The organism is Frankia sp. CcI156 (genome assembly GCF_001983015.1).
GTDB classification, from domain to species: domain Bacteria; phylum Actinomycetota; class Actinomycetes; order Frankiales; family Frankiaceae; genus Frankia; species Frankia casuarinae.
This window is the reverse complement of record NZ_MOMD01000021.1, coordinates 102,026-115,009: the sequence shown is the minus strand read 5'-3', so window position 1 is coordinate 115,009 and position 12,984 is coordinate 102,026. Positions and strand designations below refer to the sequence as shown.

The following is a 12,984-nucleotide window of genomic DNA, read 5'->3' as shown; positions in this document are numbered from 1 at the left end:
GGGTCAGGACCGCGTCCATCTCCCACCGAGAGATCATCATCGGTCAGTCCCGGTAGCGGGCGACCGGTGGCGTCGGCGGCGGGGCGAACGGTGCCGACAGCCACCGCCGGGCCAGCCGTTTCCAGGTGCCGTCGGCGATCGCGCGGGCCAGCACGCCGTTGACGAAGCGGGTCAGTTCCGGATGGTCGAGGCTGACGGCGACCGCGTCCGGCTCGTCCGACAGGGCCGGTCCGACAACGTACAGCCGCGGGTCCTGGGCGGCCATCCCGTTGAGGATGGCCGTGGTGGTCATGACGGCGTCGACCTCCCCGGCCTGGAGCAGCACGAGGCAGTCGGCGATGTTCGGCACGGTGCGCAGCACCGGGCGCGACGGTGCCCGCCGGATGGTCGCCGCCGCGCCGGCCGCCGCGCCGGCCGCCGTGCAGACCCGTCGCCCACCGAGATCGTCCATCCCCTGGTACGGCGAGTCGCGGGGGACCAGGACCCGTTGCGTCTCGTTGTAGTAGACGGCGGAGAAGTCCACCAGCGCGCGCCGCTCGCAGTTCGTCGTCATGGTCGCCACGACGACGTCGACGGCGCCGTCGCGCAGGACCGGGATGCGCTCGGCGTAGGTGACCGCGCGGAACCGCACGTGTCCGTCCGCGCCGAAGATCCTCCGGCCGACCAGGTTGGCGATCTCCACGTCGAAGCCCTCGAACTGGCCGGTGAACGGGCTGATCGACCCGAAGGGCGGGACGTCGGCCAGCACCCCGGCGATGAGGTAGCCGCGGCGTTCGATCGTCTCCAGGACGGTGCCCGTGGGCATCGCGCCCGGCGAGGGCAGCCGGCCCGGCGGGCGCCAGCTGGCCTGCGGATCGTCGCAGGTGGGTGTCGGCGTCACGGCCGCGGCGGCAGGCGTGAGGGCGGCAGGCGTGAGGGCGGCGGGCCGCGGGGGCGTCGGCGTCGCGGGGGCCAGGGGTCGGGCCTGGGCCGGCAGCGGACTGTCGACCGTGCCGCAGGCGGTGACGCCGACCGCCAGGGCGACGGTAATCAGTACCGTCACCGCTCGCGCCGTCGCGACCCGGATGATCATCATCGGCTCACCGGTAGTCGTTGATTCTCAGCTGGATGCCGACGAAGGCCAGGGCCGCGGCGAGCCCGAGCGCCACGGTGGCGCCGAGCGGCAGGCGGTTCAGCGCCTCGCCGGCGGCGGACAGGCGCGCTTCGAAGCGGGTACGGCTGGTCGTGAACACCGCTTCCGAGGCGTCGTCGAACCGGGTGAAGGAGGTCGTGCCCTCGCCGAGCGCCACGGCCACCGCCTGCTGGAACCCGCCGACATCGGACACCAGGTTACCGACCCGCAGGCTTGTCGCCTGGTATCCGCGCCAGGCCGGTTCCAGGGCGGCGCGGGCCGGGCCGTCCGGGCCGCGCAGGGCCACCGTCGCCGGCAGAACCCCGGTCCCGCTCCGGCGCCCCCTGTCGTCGTAGCCCAGTCGGGCGGCCGCGGCGCGGGCGTCCTCGTCGAGTTCCACGCCGTTGCCGTGGGCGACCAGCGACAGGCTTTCGTCACCCCATGCCCGTAATGCCAGCACCCGGGCCTGCGCGGTCAGCGTCATCGGGACGTACCCGTGGTCCCGGCTTTCGACGAGACGGCCACGTTCCACGCCGAACGCGGTCAGCGTCAACCCGAGGATGATCGCGGTGAGCGCCGTGGCGGCGAGCAGCGGCAGATTGAGGATCCGGTGGGTGCGCCGGAACAGCCGCACCTGCAGCGCGACGAGCCCGGCGAGCGTCGCGGCGCCGACGGCGCCGACCAGGAACACCTGGTGCCAGGAGCTCGCCCGCCGGTAGCCGTGGTCGATGTCGGTGGCGTCGGCGGTGGCCAGCGCGTCGGCGGCGGGCAGGATGGTGTCCCGCATCAGCGCGGACGCCTGCCGCAGGTAGGCCCCGCCGACGGCGAGGCCGAGCCGGTTGTTCGCCCGGGCCCGTTCGACCAGGCCGGTGTAGACGGGCAGTTGCGCGCAGAGCACGGCCAGGGGCTGGCGCGGACCACCGGCGCGGGCGAGATCGACGACGCGGTCGCCCGCCGCGGCGATGCTGCGCGCGTAGGCGGCACGCTGCCCCGGTGGTTCGACGCCGCCGGCGAGGAAGGCACGGGCCGCCGTGGCGTCCGCCGCCCAGAGCTCGGCGCGCAGGCTCTGGGCGGCGATGAAGGACGCGCCGCTGTCCTTGGTCAGGGTGTCGATCGCGTGCCGGCGGGTCTGCGTGGCGCCGAGGGCGGTGACCCACAGTGCGACGAGCGCGAGGACCACGAGCACGGACAGCAGGCGCAGCCGGCCCGGCGGGGTCGCCGCCCGGCGCCGTACCCCCGTAGCCACCGCGGTCATGGCTGGTGAGCGTATGGCCTGCGCAACCGCCGGGTAGCCACACTGTCACCTTGGCGTCACCCCGGCTGGTACCTCGTGCTGGCGCTGCGRCTGTGGGGCCAGCCGGTAGCCGCCACGGGCTCAGCCGAGCCGCCGGGAGGAGGTGGCCGGCACCGGTTCCGGTTCGGCGGCCGTCGGCCGGTGCGCGGAGTGCTCCACCCAGGCGGCCCCGGCGGTCGTGGTGGGATGGCCGAGCAGGTAGCCTTGGCCGTAGGGGATCCCGGCCGCCATCGCCGTGTCGAGCTCCATCGGGGTTTCGATGCCCTCGGCGATGACGCAGCCGCCGATCTCGCCGGCGACCTGCACCAGTCCCGTCGCGATGGCGCGCCTGGCCGGATCGGTGTCGATCCCGTGGGTGAGGACCCGATCCAGTTTGATGATCTCCGGGCGCAGGTGGATGAGCTGTTCCAGGCCCGCGTAGCCGGTGCCGACGTCGTCGATCGCGATGCGGACCCCGCGGCGGCGCAGCACGCCGACGGCGACCAGCAGCTCCGAGTCGTCGCCGATGTGCTCGTGCTCGGTGATCTCCACGATGAGGCGATCGGCCCCCCGGTCGGGAAGGATGTCGACCAGGCCGGAGGTGATGGTGGACGGCGAGGCGTTGACGGCGAGGGTGAGGTCGGACGGGAGCGTCGGCAGGACGGTCAGCGCGTGGCGGATCGCCATGAGTTCCAGTTCGATGCTCAGGCCGACGGTTGCGGCGTCGTTGTACCACTGCTGCGCATCGCCGGTCGTGTGGGGGAAGCGGGACAGCGCCTCGACCCCGACGATCCGCTCGTCCGTGAGCCTGAAGATCGGCTGGAAGATCATCTTTGGGCCGCCCGCGTCGATGAGGTCGCTCACCTCCTGCCAGATGCGGCGTCGCTGTTCCCACAGGCGGTGCAGGTCGAGGACCGCGTCGCTCAGGAAGGCCGCCAACAGGTGCAGGAAGTGCACGTCGCGGTCGCGTGGGTGGGGGAGCGCGTCGTGGGCGAGGCAGCCGACTATGCCGTACACCTCGCCGTCGTTGTCGGCGACCGGCGCCGCGGCGTACGCGCCGACGCCCAACTCGCGGACGACGCCCGCGTCCGCGGTGCGCGGATCGGTGCGCGTGTCCGCGACGATCTCCGGTATCTCGCCGGACAGCACCCGCCCGAGCAGGGCATGCTCGCGGCGGATCGTCGAACCCGGCGCCAACCTGAACCCCCGTGCGTCCCCGCTGAGAACCTGCAGGACAAGCAGATCCCCGTCGATCCGGGCCAGCCCCGCGACGTCCATCCGCAGATGCCGGCGCAGGATCTCGAGGAGATCCGTCACTACTGTGTCCGGCTGTGTGACGCCTGCCGGCGGGCCCAACGTCGACAGCGCATCCGTCATCCGGACCACCTCCATGTTCGGCATGCCCGAAACCACCCGCTGTCATGCCGGGCCGGAGCGCTGTCATGCCGGGCCGGAGCTCAGGCCAGGGCGGCCTCGACGGCGTCACCGACCAGCTGGCCCAGCCGCGGTGGCGCTCCGCGACGCACGCGCACGTGCAGGGGTTCGGGCGCAACGGCGGGCAGGTCGTGGCGCCGTTCGAGCCCCGGGGGAACCGGCCCGACGTCGGCGAGCAGAGCCACCCCGACCCCGGCGCGGGCGGCGTGCAGCACACCGGCGAGATGGCCTGCCTCACCGACCACCCATGCCGTGCGCCCGACCCGCGCCAGGGTGCTCAACGCCTGGCTGCGAATGGTGCAGGGATCGTTGATCGCCACGAGGGGCAGCGGCCGGTCCGGCGGCGGAGGAGTCCAGCCGGCGGCGGCGTACCAGGCGAGGGGAAGGCAGCCGGCGGGGCGGGCCACCGCGCCCCGTGCCGTTCCCAGGAGCACGGCGACGTCGACGGCACCCTGGTCGAGGGCCTCGGTGAGCCGGGCTCCCCGGTCGAGGCGGAACCGGATCTGAGCCTCGGGAAAACCGGTGGTCAGGGTGGACATCCACAACGGCAGCAGATGGTCGGCGGCGTGCTCGGTCGCCCCGACGGTGATCGTCCGAAGCTCCGCGGGCGCGCCGCCCTCCCGCCGGCCGACCCCCAGCTGCTCGAGCGCGCCGTCGTGCAGGGCGAGGATCCGCCGGGCCGCGGTCAGGAGCAGCTCACCATCCGGAGTGAACCGGGTGGCGCGACCGTCCGGCTCGACCAGCGGGCGGCCGATCGCCTTCTCCAACCGGCGGACATGCTGGCTCACGGCGGACTGCGAGATACACAGCAGGTGCGCGGCGCGGCGGAAGCCCCCGCAGTCGGCAATGGTGACGAAACTTCGCAAAGCCGTTACATCGAGCACGGGGGACACGGGCGCACTATAACACGAATTGATTACGTTTCGTGATTAGTTTGATCACGAATCCGCGTTGGACATCGGTTGGAAAAGGCACCACTCTCAGGAACATGGTCGGCAGGTCGAGCGCATCCGAGTATGGGCTGGTCATGGCGTACGGGCTGGTCACGGCCCGGGCCGGGGCCTGCCGTCGGGCGCGGGACCCGCTCGGCCGGTGCGTGCTGACGCGGCGGCGAGTCGTCGACTTCGGGATCCTCGCATCCTCCTGCTGTCGCTGCTGTTGACGCGGTCCTCGCCRCCCGGCCCGACGGCGCTGCGCTCCCGACGGCGCTGCGCTCCCTGATGACCGTCTTCCAGYACGTGCGGYAGGCCCGCGATCCCTTCTGGCCCGACGATCTTTACCGGACGATGATCGCCGACTCGCTGACCCGGCCGGTCCTGCTCAACGCCGTCCGGGCCGAGCCGGAGCTGGGCGCCCCGGTCCGCGGCGGACTGCCCGCCACGAAGATCCGTCGTACCGCCGACGGTTGGGTGCTGACTGGGCACAAAGGCTACGCGACGAGCTCGGAGGGCCTGAGCTACCACCTGGCATGGGCGGCGACCGAGGACGACGACCCGTTGCTGGGACACGCGATCGTGCCGGCTGACAGCCCCGGAATCCGCATCGTGCGCACCTGGGACCACTTCGGGCTGCGGGCAAGCAGCACCCACGACGTGATCTACACCGACGTCGAGATCCCCACCGGGAACTTCCGGGGGGTGCCCCGCTCCGCCCAGCCTGCCGACACGAGCCTGGCCGCCGTCACGATCGGCGCCACCGCCCTGTATGTCGGGGCGGCGCGGGCCGCACAGGAGTTCTTCGTGCGCTTCGCGAACGAACGCGTTCCGACGTCGCTGGGCCGGCCGATCGCCACCACCGAGCGGATCCAGACGATCGCCGGGGAGATCGAGGCGCAGCTCGTCGCCGCCGAGGAGGTCGCCTTCGGGGTGGCCCGCCGCTTCGATGAGGGCGCGCCGGACGCCGCGGAGCGTGCGGTGCTCGCGAAGCCCCTCGTCGCCCGGGCCGCCATCACCGCCGTGCAGACCGCCGTCGCAGCCATCGGCAACCCCGGCCTGACGCGGCACAACCCGCTCGAACGGCACCTGCGCGACGTGCACTGCGTCCGCGTCCATCCCCCCAGGAGGACACGGCGCTGCTGATCGCCGGTCGCCGGACCCTCGCCACCGCAGCTCCCGCTGTGCGGTCCCCTGCCCCGCCCGCACCACCCGAATCGACGCCGACCTCGTCGTCTCGTCCAGGAGCACCTCCAGGAGCACCTCCAGGAGCACCTCCAGGAGCACCATCACCATGACTACCCCGACTACCCCGACTACCCCGACTACCCCGCACCGGCACCGAACGACGCGAAGGCTGGCCGCAGCGGCCGTCTCCGTCCTCACGACCGTCACGCTCGCGGCCTGCGGGAACGGCGGCGGCAGCACGGCGTCGGGCGGGACCCCCGTCCCCGGCGGGCGGCTGAAGATCGCCTTCTGGTCGGACCTCCAGAACTGCGTCGACCCCAACCAGGTGTACTGGATAGAGACGCGCAGCCTCGACCGGAACATCGCCGACTCACTGACCGATCAGGATCCCAGCACCGGGAAGATCGTTCCCTGGCTGGCCAACAGCTGGACGGTGAGCCCCGACGCCAGCGAGTACACGTTCTCGCTGCGTAAAGGTGTGACCTTCAGCGACGGCACCACGCTCSACGCGGCTGCGGTGAAGACGGCCTTTGACGGGTTGCACGCGCTCGGCGCCAAGTCGACGCTGGGCCTGAGCTACCTGGCGAACTACAAGGCGACGACGGTCGTCGACCCCACCACGGTGAAGGTCGCCTTCAAGGGCGCCGCCCACCTCGACGGCATCGACGTCACCTACATCGCCGAGGACARCGTCCGCGTCGGCCTTGACGATCCCGTGCCCGGGCAGTACTTTCGCCCCCTCTGGGACGCGCTGCACCTCGACTTCGGCCTCTCGCTCACCCAGAACACGACCGTCGGCGCGCTGCTCGCCGACAAGCTGCCCACRACCCTCGCCCTCGCGGCGGTCGCCGTCGTGCTCATGGCGGTGCTCGGCGTCACGGTCGCCTACCTCGCCAGCTACCTCCAGTGGGGGCCGGCGCGGGCGCTGCTGCCCCGGCTGCCCGCCGTCGCCATCTCGCTGCCGCCCTTCTTCGTGGGGCTGCTGCTCATCCAGATCTTCGCCTTCTCCCTCGGCTGGTTCCCGGCCACGGGCACGGACGGGTGGCGCAGCCTGGTGCTGCCCGCGCTGACCCTGTTCGGCGTCCTCGTCGGCCACATGGTGGCGAACGCCGTGGTCGTCGAGACCGTCTTCTCCCGCAGCGGCATCGGGCTCCTGGCCCAGCAGTCGGTCCTCAGCCAGGACGTGCCTGTCGTGCAGGCGATCGTCCTGATCGCCGCGGCCCTGTTCGTCACCGTCAACCTGCTCGTCGACCTGCTCTACTCGCTTCTCGACCCACGCGTCGCGTGGACGCCCCGGGTCAACTAGGCAGGAACTGATGCCCGAGAACATCCTCGCCAGGAATCGCGACCTCGCCCACCGAGAAGCTGCGCGGCCCGAGCCTCCACCACCTGTTCGGCACCGACGAACTCGGCCGGGACCTGTTCACCCGGGTCATCCACGGCTCCGCCATGACGGTCCGGGCAACCGGGGCGTCCGTGCTCATCGCGGTCGTCGTCGGTCTCGCGATCGGTGTCCTCGCCGGATTCTTCGGCGGCTGGATCGACGTGTTCCTCATGCGCGTGGTGGACGTTCTGCTCGCGATCCCGCTGCTGCTGGCGCTCGCGATCGTCACCGCCCTCGGGTTCGGCCTGGTGCCGATGGCGGTCGCGGTGGCGGTGGCCCTCGTGCCGCAGTTCGCGCGGACCAGCCGGGCCCAGGTGTTCCAGGTCAAGGGCCAGGCCTACGTCGAGGCCGCCCRCACCGGGGGCGCATCCTGGGGTCGGGTGCTGTGGAAACACATCCTGCCCAACTCGTGGGGTCCGGTGGCGGTGCTCGCGGTCCTCGACTTCGGGACGGCCGTGCTCGTCATCTCCTCGCTCAGCTTCCTGGGCTTCGGTGCCCCGCCACCGGCGGCAGAATGGGGGACACTCATCTCGAACGGGCGCAACTTCCTTATCACCAGCCCCTGGCTGTCGCTGCTGCCGGGTCTGTTCGTCGGGCTGGTCGTGTTCAGCCTCAACCACATTGCCCGCACGATCGAAGAGGTGCAGCGGTGAACATGGTGAACACGGTGAGCGCGTGAATGCCGTGAGCACGGTGAGCACGAAGGCGGACGCCGTGGCGGGCCGGAACATCGTGGAGCTCACCGGGCTGTCCGTCGCGGGCACCGGCGTGACCGGCGCGTCCGAGCGGGTGCTGCGGACGATCCGCGGCACGGTGATCGGACTGGTCCCGCAGGACCCGATGGTCGGGCTCAACCCGACGATGCGGATCGGCGGGCAGGTGGCCGAGGCCGTGCGCCGCAGCGGCGTTGACAAGCGGCTCGTCTCCGCCGAGGTGGTCGAGGCGCTCGACCGGGCCGGGCTCGACAACCCGGTCCTGCGGGCCCGGCAGTACCCGAACCAGCTCTCCGGCGGCATGCGGCAACGGGTCCTCATCGCGATCGCGATCGCCGCGCATCCGCGCCTCATCGTCGCCGACGAACCGWCGAGCGCGCTCGACGTCACCGTGCAGCGGCGGATCCCCGACCATCTCGGCCGCCTGGTTGCCGAGTCCGGCACCTCGCTGCTCATCATCACCCACGACCTCGGGGTCGCGGCCGACCAGGCCGACCGGGTCGTCGTGATGCGGCGCGGCCGGGTCGTCGAACGCGGGGCACCGGCGTCGATCCTGCGCACCCCGCGCGACCCTTACACCCGCCACCTCATCGAGGTGGCGCCGGCGTTGTCGTCCACCGGCGGCCTCGTCCCGCGCTTCCCCGAGGCGCCCCCGGCTCCCGAGCTGCTGCGGCTAGAGGGGATCACGAAGGACTTCCGGCTGCCCCGGACCCGGGGCGGGGAGCGGGTCTTCCGGGCGCTGGACGAGGTGTCCCTGTCGGTGCGGGCGGGCCAGACCCTGGGCCTCCTCGGCGAGTCCGGGTCGGGCAAGACCACCGCGCCGCGCATCGCGATGGGCCTGGAGAAGCCGACCAGCGGCCGGATCCACCTCGACGGGCAGGACATCACCTCCGCCGGCTGGTCGCAGCTGCGGCCGCTGCGGCGGCGGTTCCAGCTTGTCCACCAGAACCCGTTCTCCTCACTGGACCCGCGGTTCACCGTCGGGGAGARCATCGCCGAGCCGCTGCTCTCCTTCCGCGTCGGCGACCGGGCCAGCCGCGCCGCCCGGGTGCGCGAGCTGCTCGATCAGGTCGCCCTGCCCGCCGCGTTCCGCGGCCGCCGGCCGATCGAGCTCTCCGGCGGCCAGCGCCAGCGGGTCGCGATCGCCCGGGCACTCGCGATCGAACCCGAGCTGGTCTTCCTCGACGAACCCGTCTCGGCGCTCGACGTGTCGGTGCAGGACCAGATCCTGACCCTGCTCCTGCGGCTGCAGCAGGAGCTCGGGGTCGCCTACTTCTTCATTTCCCACGATCTCGCCGTCGTGGCCCAGCTCGCCCACGAGGTCGCGGTGCTGCGCGCCGGCCGCATCGTCGAGAGTGCTCCGGCGGCCGACGTCCTCACCGCGCCGACGCAGGACCACACCCGCGAGCTGCTCGGCGCGATTCCCGGGCAACGGTTCGCGGCCGCACTCGCCGCCGCCCAAGGAAAGGACGCACGATGAGTCGCAGGTACGCACGCACGGTGAGTCGCGGGTACGCACGCACGGTGAGTCGCAGGTACATCGTCATCGGAGCCGGGGCCGTCGGCGCGACCGTCGCCGTGGAGCTGCGGCTCGCCGGGATCGACGTCGTCGTCGTGGCCCGGGGCGCGAACCTCGCGGCGCTGCGGGCGGGCGGGCTGCGCTACATCCGACCGCCGGCCACGCCCGGCGGTGAGCCCGACGAGCGGCGGATCCCCCTCGACGTCGTCGGCGGCCCGGACGAGGTCGACCTGCGTGGTGACGACGTGCTCGTCCTCGCCACCAAGTCGCAGGACTCCGAGGCGCTGCTCGCGCAGTGGGCATGGCGGCCGGTTGACGTTGACGGCACGCGGCGCACGGCGGCGGAGGCGCTGCCCGTCGTGCTGCTTCAGAACGGGATCGAGAACGCCCGTACGGCGTTGCGCCGGTTCGCCACGGTGATCGACGCGGTCGTCCTCAGCCCCTCCTCGCACGTGCGACCCGGCGAGGTCGTGTCCCCGGCGGYCCCGCTCGCGGCGGCCTTCTACCTGGGCCGCGCCCCTCGCGGCGCCGTTGACGACCCGACCGCCGAGGCTGTCGCGGCCGACCTGCGCCGAGCCTCGTTCGCCGTCGCGGTCGTCGCGGACATCGACCGACGCAAGGCCGGCAAGCTGCTGGGCAATCTGGCCTACAACCTCGACGCGATCTACGCTCCGAGCGAGCTGCGCGACGCGGCGGCTGCCGTGCTGGTCGAGGAGGCRCGGCGGGTGTTCGCCGCGGCCGGCGTGGAGACCGCCGGCGTCTGTCCGGACGACGGGCTCGACCTGTCCGGCCTCGTTCCGCACGAGATCCCCGGCTTCTCCCGGGAGGGCAGCTCCACCTGGCAGAGCCTGGCGCGTGGCGGGTCGGTCGAGTCGGACTTCCTCAACGGCGAGATCGTGCTGCTGGCCCGCCTGCACGGGCTGGCGGCACCGGTCAACGCCGGGGTGCAGCGGCGGATCGCCACCGCGGCGCGCACCGGCACGCCGCCGGGCGGATTCGACCAGGCCGACCTCGCCGCCCTGCTGGCCTCGGCACCTGCCGGCGTGGTCCCCTATGCCGGCGTGGTCCCCTATGCCGACGTGGCCCCGGATGCCGGCAGGACACGTGCCGGCGTGGCGCTCGGGGAGGTCCTCGTCAACGTGAGACGTCTGCACGACGAGCTGCTCTCGCCCGGCCCGCCGCTGCTGCTCGACGTCCGCTGGGCCCTGGGTGACCCCCACGGGCACGACCACTACCGCGAGGGCCACCTGCCGGGCGCGGTCTACGTCGACCTGGACACCGAGCTCGCCGCCGCACCGGGCGGGACCGCCGGGCGGCATCCGTTGCCCGAGCTCGTCAACCTCCAGCAGGCCGCCCGGCGCTGGGGGCTGACCGCCGGGCGTGCGGTCGTGGTCTACGACGCGGTCGGCGGGCTGTCCGCCGCCCGGGCCTGGTGGCTGCTGCGCTGGGCGGGCGTCGCCGACGTCCGCATCCTCGACGGGGCACTCGCGGCCTGGCAGGAGGCCGGGTTCCCGCTCGAGACCGGCGAGATCATCTCGGCGCCCGGCGACATCGTCCTGCACGCCGGTCAGCTGCCGGTGCTCGACGCGGACGGCGCCGCCCGGGTGGCCCGCGAGGGTGTCCTCCTCGACGCCCGTGCGGCCGAGCGGTATCGCGGCGAGGTGGAACCGATCGACCCGCGCGCCGGCCACATCCCGGGAGCGGTGAGCGCCGCGACGGGGGAGAACCTCGACGCGAGTGGCCGGTTCCTGCCCCGGGACGAGCTGCGGGCCCGGTTCGCGGCCCTCGGCGTCGTCGGCGGCGGCGACGTCGGCGTCGGCGGCGACGGGAACGGGGCCGGCGGGCGGGCGCGGCCGGTCGGGGTGTACTGCGGATCCGGAGTGACGGCCTCCCACGAGATCGCCGCGCTCGCCGTCGCCGGCATCGACGCCGCCCTGTACCCGGGTTCCTGGTCGGCCTGGTCGGCCGACCCCGACCGGCCCGTCGCCACGGGTCCGCAATGACCCCGGCGCGGTTCGCGGTCGCGCTGCCGGCCGGGCAGTGGAGCACCGATCCGGCCGTCGTCAACGCCCACCGGTGGGACCGGTCCGGCTGGCAGCCCGCGGGCCGCCCGATCGGCGTCGCGTTCGCGCGCGAGGTGACCGACGTCCAGGCGGTGCTGCGGGCGGCGAGCGCGGCGCGGGTAGCGGTGACGGTGCGCGGCGCCGGTACCGGCCTCGCCGGGGGAGCCGCGGCCTCGGCGGGCAGCGTCGTGCTCGACCTGTCCGGAATGAACCGCATCCGCGAGCTGTCGGTCACCGACGCGGTCGCGGTCGTCGAGCCTGGCGTGATCACCGCCGATCTCGATCGGGCGGCCCGCGAGGTCGGCCTGTGCTACGCGCCGGATCCGGCGAGCGCGGCCATCTCCACCATCGGCGGGAACATCGCGACGAACGCCGGGGGCCTGAGCTGTGCGAAGTACGGCGTGACCCGGGAGTCGGTGCTCGGTCTGGACGTCGTCCTCGCAGACGGCGAGCGCATCAGCACCGGGCGGCGAACCGTCAAGGGGGTCGCCGGCTACGACCTGACCGGGTTGTTCGTCGGATCGGAGGGAACTCTCGGGGTGGTCGTCGGCGCCACCGTGCGGCTGCGGCCCGCGCCGCGCTCCACGGTCACCCTGGCGGCCTTCTTCGACACCTTCGCCGAGGCCGCCGAGGCCGTCACCGCGCTTGGCGTCGCCGGGATCGTCGTGGCCGTGGCCGAACTGCTCGACGGCCGCACGGTGCGGGCCGTCGACGCCGCCACCGGCAGCGACCTTGCCTCCGCCGGCGAGGTCTTCCTGCTCGTCCAGACCGACGGGTCGGGCGCGGGAGAGGAGGCCGATGCCGTCGAGGGCATTCTCGCCGAGCGGGCGAGGAAGGTCCGGCGGTCGGTGGACGAGGCCACGGCGGAGGCGCTGCTCGCCGCGCGCCGCTCGGCGCTACCCGCGCTGGAGCGCCTCGGCCGGGTGCTCATCGAGGACATCGCCGTGCCGCGCGGCCGGATGGCGCAGGCCGCCGCGCGCATCGTCGAGATCGGCGCCGCCACCGGCGTGGACATCTTCACTCTGGCCCACGCCGCCGACGGCAACCTGCATCCCATCATCGTGGTCGACCCCGTCGACCCCGTCGACCCCGTCGACCCCGTCGACCCCGTCGACCCCGTCGACCCCGTCGACCCCGCCGACCCCGCCATCCCCGAGCGTGCCTGGCACGCCGCCGAGCAGATCTTCGCCACCGCGCTGGACCTGGGCGRAACGGTGACCGGCGAGCACGGCGTCGGGGTGCTCAAACGGCGCTGGCTCGCCACGGAGCTCGGCTCACGCAGCCACGACCTGCAACTCCGGCTCCGTCAGGTCTTCGACCCGGCCGGCATCCTCAACCCGGGCCGCGCGATCTGACCATTGACCGGC

The 12,984-nt window shown here is 73.1% G+C and carries 9 protein-coding genes and 1 pseudogene; 6 read left to right on the top strand and 4 right to left on the bottom strand.

The features are described 5' to 3' along the window. Positions 1-43 precede the first annotated feature (43 nt). From CcI156_RS09865 to CcI156_RS09850, 4 genes are all read right to left on the bottom strand, one after another. On the bottom strand, positions 44-1,075 hold the full coding sequence (locus CcI156_RS09865; protein WP_011436835.1) for a glutamate ABC transporter substrate-binding protein: 1,032 nt from the start codon (positions 1,073-1,075) through the stop codon (positions 44-46). Between the two features lie 4 nt (positions 1,076-1,079). Beyond that, positions 1,080-2,366 (bottom strand): hypothetical protein, encoded by a 1,287-nt coding sequence (locus tag CcI156_RS09860; protein ID WP_011436834.1) that lies wholly within the window; start codon positions 2,364-2,366, stop codon positions 1,080-1,082. A 120-nt stretch (positions 2,367-2,486) separates the two neighbouring features. Continuing rightward, positions 2,487-3,761 carry an EAL domain-containing protein gene (locus CcI156_RS09855; RefSeq protein WP_232235112.1) on the bottom strand — a complete coding sequence of 425 codons (1,275 nt, stop codon included), beginning with the start codon at positions 3,759-3,761 and terminating at the stop codon, positions 2,487-2,489. 80 nt (positions 3,762-3,841) lie between these two features. Next, positions 3,842-4,711, bottom strand: coding sequence for a LysR family transcriptional regulator (locus CcI156_RS09850; RefSeq protein ID WP_011436832.1), 870 nt, complete (start codon positions 4,709-4,711; stop codon positions 3,842-3,844). Positions 4,712-5,038: 327 nt separating this feature from the next. Between CcI156_RS09850 and CcI156_RS09845 the strand changes: the two genes are divergently transcribed. The 6 genes and pseudogenes from CcI156_RS09845 (at position 5,039) to CcI156_RS09820 (ending at position 12,972) form a co-directional block, all read left to right on the top strand. Further along, complete coding sequence (locus tag CcI156_RS09845; protein ID WP_371681791.1) at positions 5,039-5,896, top strand: acyl-CoA dehydrogenase family protein; 858 nt, start codon at positions 5,039-5,041, stop codon at positions 5,894-5,896. A 148-nt stretch (positions 5,897-6,044) separates the two neighbouring features. Continuing rightward, positions 6,045-7,244: an ABC transporter substrate-binding protein gene (locus tag CcI156_RS26795; protein ID WP_083718407.1), complete on the top strand. Its 1,200-nt coding sequence runs from the start codon at positions 6,045-6,047 to the stop codon at positions 7,242-7,244. 20 nt (positions 7,245-7,264) lie between these two features. Then, a pseudogene (locus CcI156_RS09835) lies at positions 7,265-7,975 on the top strand (ABC transporter permease); the annotation flags it as partial. 22 nt (positions 7,976-7,997) lie between these two features. After that, positions 7,998-9,515, top strand: coding sequence for an ABC transporter ATP-binding protein (locus tag CcI156_RS09830; RefSeq protein ID WP_076805374.1), 1,518 nt, complete (start codon positions 7,998-8,000; stop codon positions 9,513-9,515). Continuing rightward, a complete protein-coding gene (locus tag CcI156_RS09825; RefSeq protein ID WP_076805373.1) occupies positions 9,512-11,557 on the top strand; it encodes a rhodanese-like domain-containing protein in 2,046 nt (681 codons plus the stop codon). Before CcI156_RS09830 ends, CcI156_RS09825 begins: the two co-directional genes overlap by 4 nt. Then, positions 11,554-12,972, top strand: coding sequence for an FAD-binding oxidoreductase (locus tag CcI156_RS09820; protein WP_076805372.1), 1,419 nt, complete (start codon positions 11,554-11,556; stop codon positions 12,970-12,972). The genes CcI156_RS09825 and CcI156_RS09820 overlap by 4 nt, the downstream gene beginning before the upstream one ends. The last annotated feature ends 12 nt before the right edge of the window (positions 12,973-12,984 follow it).